At 61.5% G+C, this 20,740-nt stretch carries 16 protein-coding genes; 11 read left to right on the top strand and 5 right to left on the bottom strand.

Features of this window, described 5'->3' with window-relative positions; all coding sequences use genetic code 11:
• The first annotated feature begins 122 nt into the window (after positions 1-122).
• From DK870_RS05760 to moaE, 5 genes are all read left to right on the top strand, one after another.
• On the top strand, positions 123-1,517 hold the full coding sequence (locus tag DK870_RS05760) for a PhoH family protein (RefSeq protein WP_161548231.1): 1,395 nt from the start codon (positions 123-125) through the stop codon (positions 1,515-1,517).
• A 312-nt stretch (positions 1,518-1,829) separates the two neighbouring features.
• Entirely contained in the window at positions 1,830-5,549 is a 3,720-nt protein-coding gene (locus DK870_RS05755) for an autotransporter domain-containing protein (RefSeq protein WP_161548230.1), read from the top strand.
• Positions 5,550-5,728: 179 nt separating this feature from the next.
• The gene (gene moaC, locus DK870_RS05750; RefSeq protein WP_060753864.1) at positions 5,729-6,202 is read left to right on the top strand and encodes a cyclic pyranopterin monophosphate synthase MoaC; all 474 of its coding nucleotides are present in this window, start codon (positions 5,729-5,731) and stop codon (positions 6,200-6,202) included.
• Positions 6,199-6,441, top strand: coding sequence for a molybdopterin converting factor subunit 1 (gene moaD / locus DK870_RS05745; RefSeq protein WP_060753863.1), 243 nt, complete (start codon positions 6,199-6,201; stop codon positions 6,439-6,441). The genes moaC and moaD overlap by 4 nt, the downstream gene beginning before the upstream one ends.
• A gap of 5 nt (positions 6,442-6,446) precedes the next feature.
• Positions 6,447-6,893 (top strand): molybdopterin synthase catalytic subunit MoaE, encoded by a 447-nt coding sequence (moaE, locus tag DK870_RS05740; protein WP_081086985.1) that lies wholly within the window; start codon positions 6,447-6,449, stop codon positions 6,891-6,893.
• Positions 6,894-7,254: 361 nt separating this feature from the next.
• Here the strand turns inward: moaE and rhlB are convergent, their stop codons facing one another.
• Together rhlB and DK870_RS05730 are read right to left on the bottom strand one after the other, a co-directional pair.
• Positions 7,255-8,724, bottom strand: a complete 1,470-nt coding sequence (gene rhlB / locus DK870_RS05735) for an ATP-dependent RNA helicase RhlB (protein WP_060753862.1) — start codon at positions 8,722-8,724, stop codon at positions 7,255-7,257.
• Between the two features lie 97 nt (positions 8,725-8,821).
• The gene (locus DK870_RS05730) at positions 8,822-9,478 is read right to left on the bottom strand and encodes an alpha/beta hydrolase (protein WP_090366637.1); all 657 of its coding nucleotides are present in this window, start codon (positions 9,476-9,478) and stop codon (positions 8,822-8,824) included.
• Between the two features lie 345 nt (positions 9,479-9,823).
• Between DK870_RS05730 and DK870_RS05725 the strand changes: the two genes are divergently transcribed.
• The 6 genes from DK870_RS05725 (at position 9,824) to DK870_RS05700 (ending at position 16,052) form a co-directional block, all read left to right on the top strand.
• Positions 9,824-10,855: an amino acid ABC transporter substrate-binding protein gene (locus DK870_RS05725; RefSeq protein WP_060753860.1), complete on the top strand. Its 1,032-nt coding sequence runs from the start codon at positions 9,824-9,826 to the stop codon at positions 10,853-10,855.
• A 72-nt stretch (positions 10,856-10,927) separates the two neighbouring features.
• Positions 10,928-12,109 (top strand): amino acid ABC transporter permease, encoded by a 1,182-nt coding sequence (locus DK870_RS05720; protein ID WP_060753859.1) that lies wholly within the window; start codon positions 10,928-10,930, stop codon positions 12,107-12,109.
• Between the two features lie 10 nt (positions 12,110-12,119).
• A complete protein-coding gene (locus DK870_RS05715) occupies positions 12,120-13,217 on the top strand; it encodes an amino acid ABC transporter permease (RefSeq protein WP_060753858.1) in 1,098 nt (365 codons plus the stop codon).
• 10 nt (positions 13,218-13,227) lie between these two features.
• The gene (locus DK870_RS05710) at positions 13,228-13,992 is read left to right on the top strand and encodes an amino acid ABC transporter ATP-binding protein (RefSeq protein WP_003221897.1); all 765 of its coding nucleotides are present in this window, start codon (positions 13,228-13,230) and stop codon (positions 13,990-13,992) included.
• A gap of 139 nt (positions 13,993-14,131) precedes the next feature.
• Complete coding sequence (locus tag DK870_RS05705; RefSeq protein WP_060753857.1) at positions 14,132-14,791, top strand: FadR/GntR family transcriptional regulator; 660 nt, start codon at positions 14,132-14,134, stop codon at positions 14,789-14,791.
• The gene (locus DK870_RS05700) at positions 14,781-16,052 is read left to right on the top strand and encodes a CynX/NimT family MFS transporter (protein ID WP_161548229.1); all 1,272 of its coding nucleotides are present in this window, start codon (positions 14,781-14,783) and stop codon (positions 16,050-16,052) included. Before DK870_RS05705 ends, DK870_RS05700 begins: the two co-directional genes overlap by 11 nt.
• A gap of 326 nt (positions 16,053-16,378) precedes the next feature.
• Here DK870_RS05700 and DK870_RS05695 read toward each other — a convergent pair whose 3' ends face one another.
• The 3 genes from DK870_RS05695 to DK870_RS05685 are packed head-to-tail and all read right to left on the bottom strand — an operon-like array spanning position 16,379 to position 20,615.
• Entirely contained in the window at positions 16,379-17,029 is a 651-nt protein-coding gene (locus DK870_RS05695) for a DUF1120 domain-containing protein (RefSeq protein ID WP_161548228.1), read from the bottom strand.
• An 11-nt stretch (positions 17,030-17,040) separates the two neighbouring features.
• On the bottom strand, positions 17,041-18,165 hold the full coding sequence (locus DK870_RS05690) for a DUF1120 domain-containing protein (protein ID WP_090366624.1): 1,125 nt from the start codon (positions 18,163-18,165) through the stop codon (positions 17,041-17,043).
• An 11-nt stretch (positions 18,166-18,176) separates the two neighbouring features.
• The gene (locus DK870_RS05685; protein WP_161548227.1) at positions 18,177-20,615 is read right to left on the bottom strand and encodes a fimbria/pilus outer membrane usher protein; all 2,439 of its coding nucleotides are present in this window, start codon (positions 20,613-20,615) and stop codon (positions 18,177-18,179) included.
• Positions 20,616-20,740: the final 125 nt, after the last annotated feature.

The raw sequence follows: 20,740 nt of genomic DNA, 5'->3' as shown, positions 1-20,740 counted from the left end.
GTCTTACAAGACTCCTCAGGTGGGCACCGCGCTTGACGTCACTCAGGTGCGGTCGGTGGTCGAATCGAGGCGCAGCACCGCCCAGGTATTGCGTCGAATGGCTCCCACAAAGGTGACCGAGTATGGATGATCATGGACGTAACCCTTCTTCCGACCAGCCAATCCTTTACGTGCTTGATACCAACGTATTGATCCACGATCCAAACGCACTGCTTAACTTCGAAGAACACCACGTCGCCATCCCGATGATCGTGCTTGAGGAGCTCGACAAGCTCAAAAGCGGGCACCACAGCGTGGCCGCCGAGTGCCGCCAGGCGATTCGCCTGATCGACAAGACCCTGGGTGAAGCTTCACCCGAAGACGTTGAAGTCGGCGTGCCGATCCAGCGTGGTAAAGGCGGGCCCAAGGGCTTGCTGTCGATTCTGATGAGCAAGCGCAGCGAGCCCAACAGCCTGCTGCCGGAGAACCTGAACGACAACAAAATCATCAACCAATTGATCGACTTGCACGCACGCGACAAGGAGTTGCGCGTGGTGCTGGTGACCAAAGACATCAACATGCGCCTCAAGGCACGAGCGTGTGGGATCGCTGCCGAGGACTACAGTACCGACCAACTGGTCGACGACGTGTCGATGCTGTCGCGTGGTTATCACATGATGACCGGCTCGTTCTGGGATCGCGTCAGCAAAGTCGAAACCCGTCAGGATCATGGCCGCACCTGGCACCAGGTGCAGTTGATCGACAACCTGCCGGCCGTGCACATCAATGAGTTCATCGTCGACGAACAGGGCTTCGTGGGCTGGATCAAAGAGATCTTGGTCGACAAGCTGCTGATCCTCGACCTGCATCAGGAACCCCTGTTGCACCAGGAAGCCTGGGGCCTGAAACCACGCGATATCTACCAGAGCCTGGCGTTGTATGCGCTGCTCGACCCGGATATCCACCTGGTCAACCTGACGGGCGCCGCAGGTTCGGGCAAAACCATTCTCGCCCTGGCGGCCGCCATCGAGCAGACCATGGTGACCAAGCGCTATCGCCGCATCATCGCCACCCGCAGCGTGCAGGGCCTGGACCAGGAAATCGGTTTCCTGCCCGGCACCGAGGCGGAAAAAATGGAGCCGTGGCTGGGGGCGATCACCGATAACCTCGAAGCCTTGCACATGGATGACGAAAACACCCATGGCAGCGTCGATTACATCCTCAGCAAAGTGCCGTTGCAGTTCAAATCCCTCAACTACATTCGAGGTCGCAGCTTCCAGCAAAGCCTGATCCTGATCGATGAATGCCAGAACCTCACGCCGCACCAGATGAAAACCATCATCACGCGTGCCGGCGCCGGTTCCAAAGTGGTGTGCCTGGGTAACCTGGCACAGATCGACACCCCTTACCTGTCCGCGACCAGCTCCGGGCTGACCTACCTGACGGAACGTTTCAAAGACTTCCCCAACGGCGTGCACATCGCGCTGCAAGGGGTGCCTCGTTCGATCCTGGCCGAATACGCCGAGTCGCACCTGTAAACACAGACCTGTGAGAGTTGGTGGCTAAATGCCACGAACCACCCCGGATTTTTCGCGAAGTCCGGGGTTTTTGTTGTGGGCGACATTTGTCTTCGTTAATGCGCCCAGGGTGCTTGTGGTCTTTGTAATTATTTTGTTACATTTTTTGCCGCTGCAAAAACAATAAGAACGCTGCGTGACCCCCGTCGGAAGACCTCCTCATTAATTCGACGAACACTTGAAAACCCCATGGGTTTTCCGCGTGACCCTGCCTATTACAAAAAGCCCGATACATCGCTCATTGACGACGCACATCTCCAAAGGGAAAGGAAAATGGACGTAGCAGGTAATGGCTCCACTGTATTTTTTCGCAAGCGCCAATCGATACCCCTCACACCCATCGCTCTCGGCTTGGCCTTATGGCTCGGCCACGGCCCAACGGCCTGGGCGGATGACAGCAACCCTTACACCGCCCCGGTGCTCGAATCGGCCTTTCGCAAAGCGGTTGCCTCGTTTGGCCCGAATACCGACGTGTATAAAAACCTGCGGTTTGCCTACGCCGATATCGTCGATCTTGCCGCCAAGGACTTCGCCGGCCAGTCCGCCAAGTTCGATTCGGCCCTCAAGCAGAACTACGAGCTGCAACCGGAAAACCTGACCATCGGAGCCATGCTCGGTGACACCCGGCGGCCACTGGACTACAGCTCACGCCTGGATTACTACCGCAGCCGGCTTTTCAGCAACAGTGGCCGCTACACCACCAACATTCTCGACTTCTCCAAGGCCATCATCGCCAACCTGCCCGCCGCCAAGCCCTACACCTATGTAGAACCGGGCGTCAGCAGCAACCTCACCGGGCAGCTCAACGCCGGCCAGTCCTGGGCCGCCGTCACCCGTGACTGGAATGCCAACGCGCAAACCTGGAAAACCCCGGAAGCCCAGGTCAACTCCGGCCTGGATCGCACCAACGCGTATTTCGCCTATGCCTTGGGCATGACCGGCAAGGGTGTGAATGTCGGCGTGCTCGACTCCGGCATTCTCACCGAACACTTCGAATTCCAGGGCAAGAACGCCCAGGGCCAGGACCGTGTGCAGGCGGTGACGTCCACGGGCGAGTACTACGCCACGCATCCGCGTTATTTCCATGACACCCCGGCCGGCGAGTTTCAAAAAGGCGAGCACTTCAGTATTTCCGGCGAGTATGACCCGACCATCAACGACGGCCACGGCACGGAAATGTCCGGTGTGCTGGGCGCCAGTCGCAACGGCACCGGCATGCACGGCATTGCCTTTGACGCGAACATTTTTGTCGCCAATACCGGCGGCACCGACGACAACCGTTTCCAGGGCTCCAACGATCTGGACTACAACGCGTTCATGGCCAGCTACAACGCCCTGGCCGCCAAGAATGTGTCGATCGTCAACCAGAGCTGGGGACAGAACTCGCGCAATGACGTGGAAAACCATTTCGGCAATGTCGGCGACAGCGCGGCCGACAACCTGCGCGACATGACCGCCGCCTACCGCCCGTTCTGGGACAAGGCCCACGCCGGGCAGAAAACCTGGATGGATGCGATGGCCGATGCTGCCCGGCAAAACAGCTTTATCCAGATCATCTCGGCGGGCAACGACAGCCACGGCGCCAACCCGGACACCAACGCCAACCTGCCATTTTTCAAGCCGGATATCGAAAGCAAATTCCTCTCGATCACCGGTTACGACGAGACCAGTGCCCAGGTCTACAACCGTTGCGGCACCTCGAAATGGTGGTGCGTGATGGGTGTTTCCGGGATTCCGTCCACCGGGCCTGAAGGTGAAATCATCCCCAACGCCAACGGCACTTCCGCCGCTGCGCCGAGCGTCTCCGGGGCTCTGGCGCTGGTGCTCCAGCGCTTCCCCTACATGACCGCCAGCCAGGCCCGGGATGTGTTGCTCACCACCTCCAGCCTGCAAGCGCCGGATGGGCCGGACACCCCTGTGGGGACCCTGACCGGTGGCCGCACCTACGACAACCTGCAACCGGTGCACGATGCGGCGCCGGGCACGCCGCAAGTACCGGGCGTGGTCAGTGGCTGGGGCCTGCCCAATCTGCAAAAAGCCATGCAAGGGCCGGGGCAGTTCCTGGGTGCGGTGGCCGTGGCATTGCCCACGGCTACGCGTGACATCTGGGCTAACCCGATTTCCGATGAGGCGATTCGCGCACGTCGGGTAGAAGATGCCACCGAACAAGCGACCTGGGCCGCGACCAAACAGCAAAAAGGCTGGCTCGATGGCCTGCCTGCCAATGCTTCGGCGGATGATCAGTTCGCGTACGAGATCGGCAGCGCACGGGAGCAGGCGACCCTGGCTCGAGGCAAGGATTTGCTTACCGGCGCGACCTATGTCGGCAGCCTGGTCAAGTCCGGTGACGGCGAGCTGGTACTGGAAGGCCAGAACACTTACTCGGGCAGTACCTGGGTGCGTGGAGGCAAGCTGTCGGTGGACGGGTCGCTGACTTCCGCAGTGACGGTGGACGCCAGTGCCGTGGGCACGCGCAATGCGGATAACGGTGTGACGACCACCTTGGGTGGCACGCTGGCCGGCAACGGCACGGTGGGTGCCTTGACCCTCAACAGCGGTGGCCGCGTGGCGCCGGGGCATTCGATCGGCACGCTGCACACGGGTGACGTGACCTTCAATCCAGGCTCGGTGTACGCCGTTGAAGTAGGCCCCAATGGCCGCAGCGACCAGATCCAGAGCAGCGGCGTCGCGACCCTCAATGGCGGTGTGGTGACGGTGTCCTTGGAGAATAGCCCCAACCTGCTGTCCGCCAGCGAGGCGCGCAGCCTGCTGGGCCAGCCGTTCAACATCCTCAGCGCCAGCCAAGGTATCAACGGCCGGTTTGCGGCGATTACTCCCAACTATCTGTTTATTGGCACTGAGCTCAGCTACCAGCCGAACCAACTGAGCCTGACGGTGGCGCGTAACCAGGCGACGTTTGCCAGTGTCGCGCAAACCCGTAATGAGCGTGCGGTCGCGACAGCGGCCGAAGCGTTGGGCGCGGGCAGCCCGGTGTACGAAAGCCTGCTGGCCTCCGACTCGGCGCCGCAGGCGCGGGAGGCGTTCAAGCAGTTGTCCGGGCAATTGCACTCGGATGTGGCGGCGGCGCACATGGCCGACAGCCGTTACCTGCGTGAAGCGGTCAATGGCCGGCTGCAACAGGCCCAGTCGCTGGATTCCAGCGCGCAGATCCAGGCCGGCGATAACGGCGGTTGGGTACAGTTGCTGGGCGGTCGCAACAACATCAGCGGTGACAACAACGCCAGCGGTTATTCCTCATCCACCAGCGGGGTGTTGCTGGGCCTGGACACCGAGGTCGGGGACGGCTGGCGCGTGGGGGCAGCTACCGGCTACACCCAGAGCCATCTCAATGGCGCATCGTCTTCGGCAGACAGCGACAACTATCACCTGTCGGTCTACGGTGGAAAACGTTTCGATGCGATAGCCCTGCGCCTGGGTGGCGCCAGCACCTGGCACCGTATCGACGCTTCGCGTCGTGTGGCCTATGCCAACCAGGCGGACTACGACAAAGCCGAATACAACGCGCGCACCGACCAAGTGTTCGGCGAGATCGGCTACACCCAATGGAGCCAGTTCGAGCCTTTCGCCAACCTGACCTACCTGAACTACCAGAGCGACTCATTCAAGGAGAAAGGCGGCGCCGCAGCCTTGCACGCCAGCAAGCAAAGCCAGGACGCCACGCTCTCCACACTGGGCCTGCGCGCGCATACCCAATTGCCGGTCAGCTCGACGTCGGCGGTGACCTTGCGCGGCGAGTTGGGTTGGGAGCATCAGTTTGGCGCTACCGATCGCGAAGCCTCGCTGAAATTCGCCGGCAGCGACACGGCCTTTGCAGTCAACAGCGTGCCCGTGGCCCGCGATGGCGCGGTCATCAAGGCCAGTGCTGAAATGGCCTTGACCCCGGATACGCTGGTGTCCTTGAGCTACAGCGGTTTGCTGTCCAACCGAGGTAACAACAACGGGATCAATGCCGGGTTTACCTTCCGCTTCTGACCCTTTGTAGTGAGCGGGCTTGCCCCGCGCGGCGGTGTATCAGGTAAGTTTGAGCCGCCTGACACACCGCGGCGCGGGCAAGCCCGCTCACTACATGCATTTGGATGGGGGGCCGCGTGTAGTGCCCCTTTTTTTGACCTACGGGTTTACAATTGTCGCTCCTGATCAGGAGTATCCCTGTGCTGACTCATCTCGATTCCCAAGGTCGCGCCCATATGGTCGACGTCACCGACAAAGCCGTGACGTTCCGAGAGGCCGTGGCCGAAGCGCGGGTGCGCATGCTGCCCCAGACCCTGCAAATGATTGTCGACGGCGCCCACCCCAAGGGCGACGTGTTTGCCGTGGCCCGTATCGCCGGCATCCAGGCCGCCAAAAAAACCAGTGATCTGATCCCGCTGTGCCACCCGTTGATGCTCACTGGCGTCAAGGTCGAGCTGAGCGCCGAAGGTGTGGATACGGTGCATATCCTGGCGCGCTGCAAACTCAGTGGCCAGACCGGCGTGGAGATGGAAGCCCTGACCGCCGCCAGTGTCGCAGCGCTGACGATCTACGACATGTGCAAGGCCGTGGACCGCGGCATGACCATCGAAACCGTTCGCCTGCTGGAAAAGCTCGGCGGTAAAAGCGGGCATTTCAAGGCGGAGCAGGCATGAGCATCAACGTATTGTTTTTTGCGCGCTACGCAGAGGTGGTGGGCTTCGATTCGCTGGAAATGGAAGGCGATTTTGCCACCGTTGACGCTGTGCGCCTGGCGTTGGCGGCGGATCCGGAGTTTGCCGTGCTCAACGAGACCAGCCTGATGTGCGCCCGCAACCAGGAACTGTGCAACCTCGACGAACCGCTGCAGCCGGGCGACGAAGTGGCGTTTTTCCCGCCCGTGACCGGGGGGTGAGCAGGGTGATTCGTGTGCAAGTCGAGGCGTTTGATCCCGGCGCCGAAGTCAATGCGATGCACGCAGCCAATGTGGGTGTGGGCGCGGTGGTGAGCTTTGTCGGTTATGTGCGCGACTTCAACGATGGCCGTGAAGTGTCGGGGATGTTCCTTGAGCATTACCCCGGCATGACTGAAAAAGCCTTGGCCAAGATTGCCGTGGAGGCCGAGCAGCGCTGGCCGTTACTCAAGCTGGAGGTGCTGCATCGTATTGGTGTGCTGGAGCCGGGCGAGCCCATCGTCTTCGTCGCGGCAGCGAGTGCCCATCGCCAGGCCGCGTTTGATGCCTGTGCGTTCGTGATGGATTACCTTAAGACGCGAGCGCCGTTCTGGAAGAAAGAGAACACCAACGAAGGGCCGCGCTGGGTAGAAGGACGCCACAGCGACCATACCGCCGCAGACCGCTGGAAATAGCGGGGCAAACACAAAACCCAATGTGGGAGGGGGCTTGCTCCCGATGGCGGTGGCACATTCAACAGTAATGTTGACTGAACGACTGCTATCGGGAGCAAGCCCCCTCCCACATTTCTTACTGCATCCAGCTTTATGGGCGTTTGCGCTCAACCGGGCGCAGCAAGTGCATTGGTGGTCTCTCGCCGCTGATACGAGTCATCTTCCCCAGCGAAGCCGCACCGCTGGAAATAGCGGGTCGAACACAAAACCAACTGTGGGAGGGGGCTTGCCCCCGATGGCGGTAGCACATTCAACAGTTATGTTGGCTGAGCGACTGCTATCGGGAGCAAGCCCCCTCCCACATTTTTTACTGCATCCAGCTTTATGGGCGTTTGCGTTCAACCGGGCGCAGCAAGTGCGTCGGCGGTGTTTCGCAGCTGATCTTGCGGCCCAGCAGCGCCTCGATCGACGGTAGCTGATACGAGTCATCTTCCCCTGCGAAGCTGATCGATACACCCGCCGCGCCGGCACGGCCGGTACGGCCAATGCGGTGCACGTAGTCGTCCGGTACTTCCGGCAGGGTGAAGTTGATCACGTGGCTGATTCCGTCGATATGAATCCCGCGGCCCGCCACGTCGGTGGCCACCAGTACGCGGATCTTGCCCTCGCGAAAGCCTTCCAGGGTCTTGATACGCTTGTGTTGCGGCACGTCGCCCGACAGCTGCGCGGCGTTGACGCCATCACGCACCAGGCGTTCCTCGATGCGGCGAACTTCGTCCTTGCGGTTGGCAAACACCATCACGCGTTCCCAGCCGTTGTCGTTGACCAGGTTGTAGAGCAGTTTGTACTTGTCGGCACCGGCTACGGCATAGATGTGCTGTTCGACGTTTTCGCTGGCAACGTTTTCGGCTTCGATCTCGACGATGGACGGGTCGGTGGTCCATTGCTTGGCGAGGTTCATCACGTCGTCGGTGAAGGTCGCGGAGAACAGCAGGGTCTGACGCTCGGTTTTCGGTGGGGTCTGGCGAATGATCTGACGGACCTGCGGGATGAAACCCATGTCGAGCATGCGGTCGGCTTCGTCCAGTACCATCACTTCGACCATGTCCAGGTGCACGTCGCCGCGCTGGTTGAAGTCCAGCAGGCGGCCCGGAGTGGCCACCAGGATGTCGCAGTGGCGGGCTTCGAGCTGCTTGAGCTGCTTGTCGAAGTCCATGCCGCCCACGAAGGTCATCACGTTGAGGCCGGTGTACTTGGTCAGGTCGGCGGCGTCCTTGGCGATCTGCACGACCAGCTCCCGGGTCGGGGCAATGATCAGGGCGCGCGGTTCACCCATGTAGCGTTCTTTGGGCGGTGGCGTCTGCAGCAACTGGGTGATGATCGAGATCAGGAACGCAGCGGTCTTGCCGGTGCCGGTCTGCGCACGACCGATGGCGTCTTTGCCGGCCAGGGTGAAACCCAGGACTTGCGCCTGGATCGGCGTACAGTACGGGAAGCCCAGGTCCTGGATGGCGTGCATCAGTTCCGGGGCGAGCTTGAAATCGTGGAAGCGCGTCTTGCCTTCCTGGGGCTCGACGACGAAGTCTTCGAGTTTCCACGGAGTGACCGGCGGTTTGGGCGCACGTTCGCGACGTGGCTTGGGCGCGACGGGCGCAGGCGTGGCCTCGAGCGGTTTTGCCTGTTCGGCCGGCATTACCGCTGGCTTTTTCGGCTGGGCGGCAGGTGCGGTCCGGCCGGGCTGTTTACCGTCATTGCGGCTGCCGGACGTGGGGGCAGGGGCACTGGAAACTGGCGCGAGCGGCTCAGCCTCGCTTTTGCCGAACATCTTCTTGAGTGCTTTGAGCACGGTGATCTCATTAATTGGTTAAGGAATGTACGCCGGCCAGTGTAATGCAAGAAACGGGCGCGGCGTAGTGCGTCTGTCATGCGGCTACATAAAGCAATGCTTTTCAGCCCAGGCGAGTGCTCAACCAGGTACCGATATCGCGTATCTCTTCAGGTAACACTTCGTGGCCCATTGGGTATTCCTGCCATGTCACGGTGACACCACGGGTCTTCAAGTGCTCGTAGGCACTGCGGCCCATGGCGTTCTGTACCACGTCGTCGTAGTGGCCGTGCAGGCACAGGGCCGGAATGCGCTGCTGGCTGGCGGACAATTCCAGCTCATCGTCGAACGTCGGTGCGTAGGTGGAGAGGGCGATCACGCCGCCCAGCGCGCCTTGCCATTTCAGGTACGCGGTATGGAACACCACCGCCCCGCCTTGGGAGAACCCTGCGAGGAAAATCCGCGAGGCGTCTATTCCGCTGCTTTTTTGCTCTTTGATCAGGTCGGTGACCATTTTGGCCGAGGTTTCCAGCTCTTCCAGGCTGATGGACCGGGCCGGGCTCATGGCCTTGATGTCGTACCAGCTGGGCATCTCGTAGCCGCCGTTGATCGTCACGGGACGGGTCGGCGCCTGGGGCAAAACGAAACGGGTTGTCAGTAAGTTTTCCTGCAGCGCTTCGGCCACCGGCAGGAAGTCGTAGCGATCGGCGCCCAGGCCATGCAGCCAGATTACGCAGGCGTCGGCGGACTTGGCGGGCTGAAGAATCAAGGGTTCGGTCATGTCTGCTCCATCTATGTGCACACGCTCCGATTGGGTGCGTTGGAACGGTGCGTGAAAGGTCGATCTGTTAAGAGAATGTCGCAAGGTTGAATCTTTTTCTATTGCACATGGGCTGAAACGACTCAGCCGGCACTCTGGTACGCGCCTTGCTATGTGTAGGTCGATGTCAGAACTATTCGCAGACGGTAACACTATCAGTGACTGCCGCTTGTGGGATAGCAGCTGGAATTATCGCGACAACCTCATGCCGCTTGACCCTAAAAAAAGCCAACACGGGTCGATATCGCCTCATAAGGGTGCGCTGAGGTTCGAGCTCCGACACAACAAGAGCAACTGGAGGTTTGAATGAAGGTATTGAAATCCACCCTGGCCATCGTCACCGCGGCCGCTGTATTGGGTGTCAGTGGTTTTGCCCAAGCCGGCGCTACCCTGGACGCCGTGCAGAAGAAAGGCTTTGTGCAATGTGGTGTGAGTGACGGCCTGCCGGGTTTCTCGGTGCCGGATGCCAGCGGCAAGATCCTCGGGATCGACGCTGACGTGTGCCGTGCTGTGGCCGCTGCCGTTTTCGGCGACGCCACCAAGGTCAAATTCAGCCAGTTGAATGCCAAGGAGCGTTTCACCGCGCTGCAATCCGGCGAAGTCGACATCCTGTCCCGTAACACCACCATGACCAGTTCCCGCGATGCGGGCATGGGCCTGAAATTCCCGGGCTTCATCACCTACTATGATGGTGTCGGCTTCCTGGTGAACAACAAGCTGGGCGTGAAAAGTGCCAAGGAACTGGACGGTGCAACCATCTGCATCCAGGCCGGTACCACCACCGAGCTGAACGTTTCCGATTACTTCCGCGCCAACAACCTCAAATACACCCCGATCACCTTCGATACCTCCGATGAAAGCGCCAAATCGCTGGAATCCGGCCGTTGCGACGTGTTGACCTCCGACAAGTCCCAGCTGTTCGCCCAGCGCAGCAAGCTGGCCTCGCCGAAGGATTACTCGGTGCTGCCGGAAACCATTTCCAAAGAGCCACTGGGCCCAGTCGTACGTAACGGCGACGACGAGTGGCTGGCCATCGTGCGCTGGGTAGGCTACGCCATGCTCAACGCTGAAGAAGCCGGTATCACTTCGAAAAACGTTGAAGCTGAAGCCAAGTCCACCAAGAACCCGGACGTCGCACGTCTGCTCGGTGCCGACGGCGAATACGGCAAAGACCTGAAACTGAAAAAGGACTGGGTTGTACAGATCGTCAAGCAAGTCGGTAACTACGGTGAAGTGTTCGAGAAAAACCTCGGCAAGAGCACTCCGCTGGAAATCGACCGTGGCCTGAACGCGCTGTGGAACAACGGCGGCATTCAATACGCACCCCCAGTGCGCTGATCGCTGATGGTTCTGTCACCCGGTGGGCCAACCACCGGGTGATGTTCTGTTCCATTATTTCCGGGGCACTTCATGCAAAATCAAATCGGCGCACCCAAGCAGAAGCTCAGCTTCAGCGATCCCAAAGTGCGTGCGTGGCTCTTCCAGATCATCACGATTGTAGCGGTGGTCTCGCTGGGCTGGTACCTCTTCAACAATACCCAGACCAACCTTCAACACCGGGGCATCACCTCGGGGTTCGAGTTTCTTGAGCGCAGTGCCGGCTTCGGTATCGCGCAGCACCTGATCGACTACACCGAATCGGACAGTTATGCCCGAGTGTTCGTGATCGGCTTGCTCAACACCTTGCTGGTGACCGTGATCGGCGTGGTCCTGGCGACCCTGCTCGGTTTCATCATCGGCGTGGCGCGACTGTCGCCGAACTGGATGATCAACAAGCTGGCGACGGTGTACGTGGAAGTGTTCCGCAACATACCGCCGCTGCTGCAAATCCTGTTCTGGTATTTCGCGGTGTTCCTGACCATGCCGGGGCCGCGTAACAGTCACAACTTCGGCGATACCTTCTTTGTCAGCAGTCGCGGCCTGAACATGCCGGCGGCGTTGATGGCGCAGGGTTTCTGGCCGTTCGTGGTCAGCGTGGTGGTGGCGATTGTCGCGATTGTGCTGATGACGCGCTGGGCCAATAAACGTTTCGAAGCCACCGGCGTTCCGTTCCACAAGTTCTGGGCGGGGCTTGCGCTGCTGGTGGTGATCCCGACGTTGTGCGCGCTGGTTTTCGGCGCCCCACTGCATTGGGAAATGCCGAAGCTGGCAGGCTTCAACTTTGTCGGCGGCTGGGTCCTGATTCCCGAGCTGTTGGCCCTGACCCTGGCATTGACCGTCTATACGGCAGCGTTCATCGCCGAGATCGTGCGTTCGGGCATCAAGTCCGTCAGCCACGGCCAGACCGAAGCCGCGCGCTCCCTGGGTTTGCGCCCGGGGCCGACGCTGCGCAAGGTCATCATCCCGCAAGCCCTGCGGGTGATCATTCCGCCGCTGACCAGCCAATACTTGAACCTGGCGAAAAACTCGTCGTTGGCCGCCGGTATCGGTTACCCGGAAATGGTTTCGCTGTTTGCCGGCACGGTGCTCAACCAGACCGGCCAGGCGATCGAAGTCATTGCCATCACCATGAGCGTGTACCTGGCGATCAGCATCAGCATTTCCCTGCTGATGAACTGGTACAACAAGCGCATTGCGCTGATCGAGCGGTGAGGAAACGCCCATGAGTTCTCATACTTTCAAACCTGACATGCCGCCGCCGAGCAAAGTCTTCGGCCCCATGGCATGGATGCGCGCCAACCTGTTTTCCAGTTGGCTCAACACCCTGCTGACCTTGCTGGCGATCTACCTGGTGTACCTGGTGGTGCCACCGATTCTGCATTGGGCGATTCTGGACGCCAACTGGGTCGGTACTACCCGTGCCGACTGTACGAAGGAGGGCGCCTGTTGGGTGTTTATCCAACAGCGTTTCGGGCAGTTCATGTACGGCTATTATCCCGCCGATCTGCGCTGGCGAGTGGACCTGACCGTATGGTTGGCCGTCGTGGGCGTGGCGCCGTTGTTCATCTCGCGTTTCCAGCGCAAGGCGATCTACGGCCTGAGCTTCCTGGTGCTGTACCCGATCATTGCCTACTGCCTGTTGCATGGCGGCATCTTCGGCCTGACCAACGTGGCGACCAGCCAGTGGGGCGGCCTGATGCTGACCCTGGTGATCGCCACCGTCGGTATCGCCGGCGCGTTGCCGCTGGGTATCGTGCTGGCGCTGGGGCGGCGTTCGAACCTGCCGGCGATTCGTGTGGTCTGCGTGACCTTCATCGAGTTCTGGCGCGGCGTGCCGTTGATCACGGTGTTGTTCATGTCCTCGGTGATGCTGCCGCTGTTCCTGCCCGAAGGCATGAACTTCGACAAGCTGCTACGGGCGCTGATCGGCGTGATCCTGTTCCAGTCGGCCTATGTGGCCGAAGTGGTGCGTGGCGGTTTGCAGGCCATTCCCAAGGGGCAATACGAAGCGGCCGCGGCGATGGGCCTGGGGTACTGGCGCAGCATGGGCCTGGTGATTCTGCCCCAAGCCTTGAAGCTGGTGATCCCGGGCATCGTCAACACGTTTATCGCGCTGTTCAAGGACACCAGCCTGGTGATCATCATCGGTTTGTTCGACCTGCTCAACAGCGTCAAGCAAGCCGCCGCTGACCCGAAATGGTTGGGCATGGCCACCGAAGGCTACGTGTTCGCCGCCCTGGTGTTCTGGATTTTCTGTTTTGGTATGTCGCGCTATTCCATGCATCTGGAACGCAAGCTCGACACAGGCCACAAGCGTTAGGAGTTCTTTTATGAGCGAAGCAATCAAAAAGCCTGTGGGCCCTGAAGGCATTATCCAGATGCAGGGCGTCAACAAGTGGTACGGCCAGTTCCACGTGCTGAAAGACATCAACCTCAACGTCAAGCAGGGCGAGCGTATCGTGCTGTGCGGCCCGTCGGGTTCGGGCAAGTCCACCACCATTCGCTGCCTCAACCGCCTGGAAGAACACCAGCAGGGCCGTATTGTGGTCGACGGCGTGGAGCTGACCAACGACCTCAAGCAGATCGAAGCGATCCGCCGTGAAGTCGGTATGGTGTTCCAGCACTTCAACCTGTTTCCGCACCTGACCATCTTGCAGAACTGCACGCTGGCGCCAATGTGGGTGCGCAAGATGCCCAAGCGCAAGGCCGAAGAAATCGCCATGCACTACCTTGAGCGCGTGCGTATTCCGGAGCAGGCCCACAAGTTTCCAGGGCAACTGTCCGGCGGCCAGCAACAGCGTGTGGCCATCGCCCGTGCCCTGTGCATGAAGCCCAAGATCATGTTGTTCGATGAGCCGACCTCGGCGCTCGACCCGGAAATGGTGAAGGAAGTGCTGGACACCATGATCGGCCTGGCCGAAGACGGCATGACCATGTTGTGCGTGACCCACGAAATGGGCTTTGCCCGCACCGTGGCCAACCGCGTGATCTTCATGGACAAGGGCGAGATCGTGGAACAGGCGGCGCCGAATGATTTCTTCGACAACCCGCAGAATGATCGGACCAAGTTGTTCTTGAGTCAGATTTTGCATTGATCAATGTTTGAATGAATAAACCCGGCCTGGTGCCGGGTTTATTTTTGCCTGACTGAAAACCTGGAGCGTTGCCTTTGTAGGTAACTCTGAATACGCTGTAGGAAAATTCATCCTATGATTGGACGAAAGCGCAGAACCCATGACTGACATCGCCCCTCTGATCAAACGCTCCCTGGTCGATCAGGCCCTTGAACAATTGCGCCTGCGCATCAGCCAAGGCGTCTGGGCCGTGGGTGAGCGGTTGCCCACCGAGCCTGAGCTGTCCGCTGAGCTGGGTATCAGCCGCAATACCGTGCGCGAAGCCATGCGTGTCTTGGCGTTTTCCGGGCTGATCGATATTCGTCAGGGCGACGGCAGTTATCTGCGCTCGATGACCGACCCACTGGGGACGATGCGTGCGTTGTCCCATTGCACCCTGGGGCAGGCGCAGGAAACGCGGCAGATTCTTGAAGTGGAGGCCGTCAGCCTGGCGGCGGTGCGTCGTACCGAAGAGGACCTCAACGGCCTGCGTGCGGCGCTCGACGCCAGCGCCGTGTTGTACCACGGCGACTTGGAGGCTTATATCAGCGCCGACCTGGTGTTTCACACGCGCCTGGTGGACGCCGCGCATAACCCTGCGCTGAGCGAGTTGTACCAGTACTTTTCCGCCATCGTCAGCGCGCAATTGCGCCAGACCCTGAATATTTCGCCGCGTCGCCAGGCGGTGTTCGATCTGCATGTCGCCCTGCTCGACGCCGTGGAACACCAAGACCCGGAACGTGCCAAATCCCTCTGCCGGCAGTTGATCAATGAACCCTGAAACCCAGCGCCCCAGCGAACTCGAAGAACTGTTGATCGATGCCGAAGCCGACGATGAAGTGGTGCAGAACAGCCACCCGCCAGTGAGTCGCCCCTGGCTGTTACTGCTGGGCCTGGTGCTGGTGGCGTTGAACCTGCGCCCGGCGCTGTCGAGCCTGTCTCCGTTGCTCAATGACGTGTCCGCAAGCCTTGGGTTGTCGGCGGCCAAGGCCGGGTTGCTGACTACCTTGCCGGTGTTATGCCTGGGGCTGTTTGCCCCCACCGCACCGATCCTGGCCCGCCGCTTCGGCGCCGAGCGCGTGGTGCTGGGTGTCTTGCTGATGCTGACTGCGGGCATCCTGCTGCGCAGTTCGCTGGGTGAAGTGGGGTTGTTCGCCGGTAGCCTGGTGGCCGGCGCGAGTATCGGCATCATCGGCGTGTTGTTGCCGGGTATCGTCAAGCGTGATTTCGCCCGGCAGGCGGGTGCCATGACCGGTGTCTACACCATGGCCCTGTGCCTGGGCGCGGCGCTGGCGGCTGGGGCTACGGTGCCGCTCAGCCAGCACTTTGGTGAGCGCTGGAGCATCGGGCTGGGCTTCTGGATTCTGCCGGCGTTGCTGGCCGCACTGTGCTGGCTGCCGCAGGTCGGTCAGAAGCATGGTGCCCACCGGGTGGCTTATCGGGTGAGCGGTTTGTTGCGCGATCCACTGGCCTGGCAAGTCACCTTGTACATGGGCCTGCAATCCTCCCTGGCGTACATCGTGTTTGGCTGGTTGCCGTCGATCCTGATCGGCCGTGGCCTGAGTGCCACCGAAGCGGGGTTGGCGCTGTCGGGCTCCATCATCGTGCAATTGATCAGCTCCCTCGCCGCACCGTGGCTGGCCACACGCGGCAAGGACCAGCGCCTGGCCATCGTGGTGGTGATGGTGCTGACCCTCGGCGGCCTGTTCGGTTGTCTGTATGCACCCCTCGACGGGCTGTGGGGCTGGGCCATTTTGCTGGGGCTCGGGCAGGGCGGCACTTTCAGCCTGGCATTGACCTTGATTGTGCTGCGCTCGCGTGATGCGCATGTGGCGGCCAACCTGTCGAGCATGGCCCAGGGGATTGGTTACACCCTGGCTTCCATGGGCCCGTTCGCCGTCGGCCTGGTACATGACTGGACCGGCGGCTGGGCCGCTGTGGGCTGGATTTTCGCGGCACTCGGGCTCGGCGCCATTGTCGCCGGCCTGGGCGCCGGCCGGGCGTTGTATGTGGACGTGCGCAGTGAGAGGGTTGACGCCTAGAGCATGGGCTTGCGGTGCTAAGTTGAAGCCTGTGGCGAGGGAGCTTGCTCCCGTGGCGGTTTGTCAGCCGACCTGGATGTTAGGTAGATCGCGTACATATCCATTGCTGCGGTAACGGCGGCTTATGGTTCCGCTCTTACAGCGGGTCACTTTTGGAAGGACCCAAAAGTAACCAAAAGGTCCTTGCCCCACCACTCGGCACCTCGCTCAGGCTCGGTGTTCGGCCAGCGTGGTTTAACGGGGCGACTAAGATCAAGATCTAAAGCAAGATCAAAAACACTGCAAACAGCGCATCAGGGCCATCGTTTGTTTAGATACCCATGGGCCTAGAGGTAGACCACCTCCAGCGTGGCTGACCCATCCATCGGCGTTTCCGTGCTCAGGTCCAGGTTTTGTTTGGCATTGATCACCGCCTCGAGCTTCAAGGTGGTGCTCAGGTTCTGGATCGCTGACGGGCCGGCTACGCTGCCGAGCATGTCGGTAAAGCCCAGCAGGCTGCGCGAGCCGATATCGATCGGGTTGCTGTTGGCGGTGCGCCACGCCACACCGCCTGTGGTCGATTCGGTGCCGTAGATCTGCGGCAGGTCATCGACCACGGTTTGCTTGGGATCGAAGCTCACCGAATACACACCGATCTTGCCGCCACTGTTGTCCAGCCCCAGCCCGTAGTAAATCTCGCTGTTGACGTGGGCCGTGCCGTCGCGGTTATCGCGCATGCGCAGGGCATAGCGGCCAGGGGCGTTGCAGCTCACCGTCAGGGTCAGGTACTTGAGGGGCAGGCGGGTACCGGTCGCCTGGTTCAGGTCCTTTTGCGAAATCTTGCCGAAGTCGACCAGGCCACCCCCAGGCAGCAGCGGCGTGCAGGCCATGGGCGTGATCAAGCCGGTGACGGTCAGTTCGACGGTGGACGCGGCGTTGGCCAAGGTGTAGGTGCCCAGCAACGTCAAGGCCGCGATGGGTATCAGGTAGGCGTTCATGGGGTGCTCCTCTAGAGGTAGTTGATTTCGAGGGTGGCCGAGCCGTCGAGATGCACTTCGCTGCCCAGGTCCAGGGAGCCCAGGGGCGCGAGTACCGCTTCGAGGTTCAGCGTGGCGTTGAGGTTTTGAATGGCGATGGGGCCGCCGACGCTGCCGGCCTGGGCGGCGAACCCCAGGTATCGGTTGGCTGCAATCGGCAGTGGGGTTGCACTGGCGCTGCTCCACGGCTGGGACCCGGTGGCGGAGTCGGTTCGGTAGAGTTGAGCGACGTTATCGGCGGTCATCTGCGATGGGTCGAAGGTCAGCCGGTAGCGGCCGATCTTCTGTTGCCTGGCGTCCAGCCCAAGGCCGTAGGTGCTGTCGTCGGCCACGCCGGTGGCCGAGCCCTGGCGGTTGTCCTGCATGCGCATGGCGAAGGCGGTCGGGGCGTCGCACGTGACGTTCAGCACCACTGTGCGCGGGGCCAGCGGTGTTTCCTGATGCTGATTGAGGTCAATGACCGACAGTTTGCCCAGGTTCACATTGCCGCCGTTGGACAGGCTCGGGGTACAGGCGGCCGGGGCAAACTGTGCAAGCAGGCTGACCTCCCGCGACCGCCCGGCGCCGCGGGCGTCGAACAGCCCGCTGGTTTCCCAGGTGACGGCTTCACGCACGCGGGAGGCCTCTTCACGGGCCCAGGCGCTGGCGTCGATTTGCACCGACAGGCTGCGCCCGGTTACGGGCATGCCGCCGCGCATTGGCACTATGCCGTGTTCCGGGCGCCAAGCCAGGGCCGTGGCGACTGTTACGGCGGGCTGGCCTGGCCCTGCCGATAAACCCAGCTCCACCGCCTGGCCATCGAGCACGGCATCGCTGGCTGTCAGGCCGTAGCTGCCACGCTCGGTGAAGCGAAACCGCTCCACACCCGCGCCGAGGCCACGATAAAACACGCTCATGTCCGTCGGCTGCGGGCAGTTCAGGGTGAGCCTTGTGCGGCGCTCACCCAGTAGCCGCTCACCGCTTGGGACAAGGGCGAGGGCGCGGTTCATCAAGCCGAAGTCCAGGCGGTTTTCGCTCAGGTTCAGTTGGCATTCCTCCGCGCCCAACGCACTGGCGCTCAGCAGCAGAAAACCCAGGGGAAACAAGGCAGCTTTCATGGTGATGGTCCTCATGGCGTCAGGCAGTGCGCGGGCGCGGTTTCGAAATACACGTTCGGATCGCCGGCCTTCGGCAAGGCAAAATCCAAGCGGCAGCGAGGTTGGTCGGGGGCCTTGACCCACAACGGGCGTTGATCCAATGCATTGGGTAAAAACACCTGACTGCCTTCCTGAACCAGCGTCACGAACTCACCATTTTCAGTGCTCACTGCCGCACCTCGCGGCAACGGCCGGCCATCGGCGGTGGTCACGCTCAGCAGCACGCGGCGCGTCAGGCTGACGCCGAACTGCAGCTTGTCGACGCTGCCCCGGCCGGCGGTCAGTACCGCCAAACCGTTGCTGATATCGGCGTTGCGTGGCAGTGAGCGGGTTTGTACTTCCACCGGGCTACGGCCATAGGCGGCCAGTTGCGGTGCCACGGCCTGGCCTTGCCAGTCGGTCCACACCGGGCCGCTTGGGGTCGACAGTTTGATCCCGGCCATCTCTCCAACCGAAACCACGGCAAAGGTGTCGCGCACCGGGTACGGCGAGAACGTCACACCGTCACCGTGCAGCACCACACCGCCGCGGGCGCCGCCTTGATAGCTGGAGCGCTGGTCTTCGGAGCGGGTGTAGTTGAAGTCCAACTGGCTGTAGTAGGGCAGTGCCGAGACCCCCAGGGACGACTCCACTTCGCGGTCGCGGCTGTCGCGTTCTACGCCGACACGGTAGGCCAGTTGGTCGTTGACCTGCTCGCTCATGCCCACGCCGACGCGGTGCTCGCCGCCCGTATTGCGCGCCCAGGCGCGGGCTCTGCGGTTTTCACCGAGGGGCAGGCTGATGTTCAAGTAAAGGCTGTCGTCGCTTTGCTGCCGGCCGCCTACCTGCCACTCGGCGCTGGCGGAAACCGACACCCCGCCCACCGATGTGCCCCATGACGCCAGCGCCCGGCTGCTGCTGTAACCGGCATACGACGCAGAACGCGACACCCCCGCGCTGAAGGCGCCCAGCCACGGGCTGGCCCACGATGCGGTGAGGCTTTGCTGATCGCGATAGCGTGAACGTTCCTGCTCGTGGGTGTAGCGCGAATAGGTCGACTCATCGAGGTCGCGGTAGCCCAGTGAACGCCACGAGGCGGCGGTGGTGATTGCCCAGTTGTCGCTCAGCTGTTGCGACCAGGAGAGGTCGGTCTGCACACCTTGCTCGTTGCCCACACGCGTGGCTTGTGCGCCCTGCACGGTAAATTGCAGCTGGGTCTCCGGGCGCGGTAACCAGCCCAGGTTCATGCCGGCGGCACGATAGGCATCGGCGATCAATCCGCCACCGCCGACGCTCACCTGGGAGAGCAATGCACCATTCCAACCGGCACTGACCACCCAGGGTTCGGCACCGTCGCTGTTGCCGATCTGGCGCACGCGGCCCGCCGCCACGGCATAACCCGGCGCCGGCAGGCCCAGGCCGAGCATGGCGGCCGGTACGGTAAAACGGCGTTCTTCGCCATGGGTTTCCTTGACCGTGACCTCCACGTCGGAGCGACTGTTCAAGCGGCGTACATCGGTCAGGGAAAACGGCCCGGCGGGCACCACCGTCGAGTGGATCAACGCGCCGTTCTGGCGCACCTCGACCTGCGCCGGGCTGTTGGCGATGCCGGTAATGGTCGCGCCTCGGTTCTGGTCTTGCAGGGCGGTTTCGTTAAGCACCTGCGCGCCGGTGATCTGCGCGCCTGCCAGCACCGGGTTATAGAGGCTGATCTGCCCGGCCTGGAACACCGACTGTTGTTCGGCGAAGGTGCGCTGGGCATAGGCGTCCAGGTGGGTGGTGCGCGAGATTTTGTCTTGCCAGGTCTGCACCTGGCGGCTGCGCACGATCCAATCGCCGGCGTTGAAACCCACTTCGGTGTTGGCCGATGCAAAACGGCTGCTGCTGCCTGCGGATTGGTTATGCAGGCCAGTCAGGTCGTAGTTGAGCAAACCGGCGAAACCGCCGCTCTGATAGCCGGACACATCCTGCACCGCTGGGCGAAGGGCTTCGCCGGGCACGATCAGGGCGAGCTGCAAAGCGGCCGGGTCTTGCTCGATAACAGTTTGTGGGTAGGCGGCCAGGAAATCCTGGCAGGCGGCGTCTGCATCCAACACCACCAAGTTACCGGCATCCAGCAGAGGTCGGTCGAAACACAGAGCGCCCTCGCGGTCGAATGCCACGTCGATCCGGCCTCGGCGTTGGCCGTTGATGCTGAGGTTGACGGCGTGTCGCCCAGGGGTGAAGCGCGGCGCGTCCAGCAGCAGGTTGGCAAGCTCGGGGTCGATACCGCGTTGGGACAATGTTTGTGGATCGAACAGCCCGACTTTTGTCGGCTCGTCGGCCAAGGGTTCGTTGGCGGGCCAGAGGGCGCCGAGTGTCAGCGCCAGGCCGGCCAGCAGGGTGCGGCGGGGTGAAACGGCGGGCATGGCTTCGCCGTCGCGGTCAGTCATTACTGTGCTCACAAGGTCGTACTCGAGAGTGGAGGCATACTGGCTGAATTCAGGGCCAGGCTTCCCGGCGGCCTTCAATGAGGCCACTTCTTTATTTGAGGGTTGGCGCGGTGTGACCGTCGCCT

This window comes from Pseudomonas sp. Q1 (genome assembly GCF_009935975.1).
GTDB classification, from domain to species: Bacteria; Pseudomonadota; Gammaproteobacteria; order Pseudomonadales; family Pseudomonadaceae; genus Aquipseudomonas; species Aquipseudomonas palleroniana.
The sequence above is the reverse complement of the archived record's forward strand: the minus strand, read 5'-3'. Positions and strand labels throughout refer to the sequence as shown.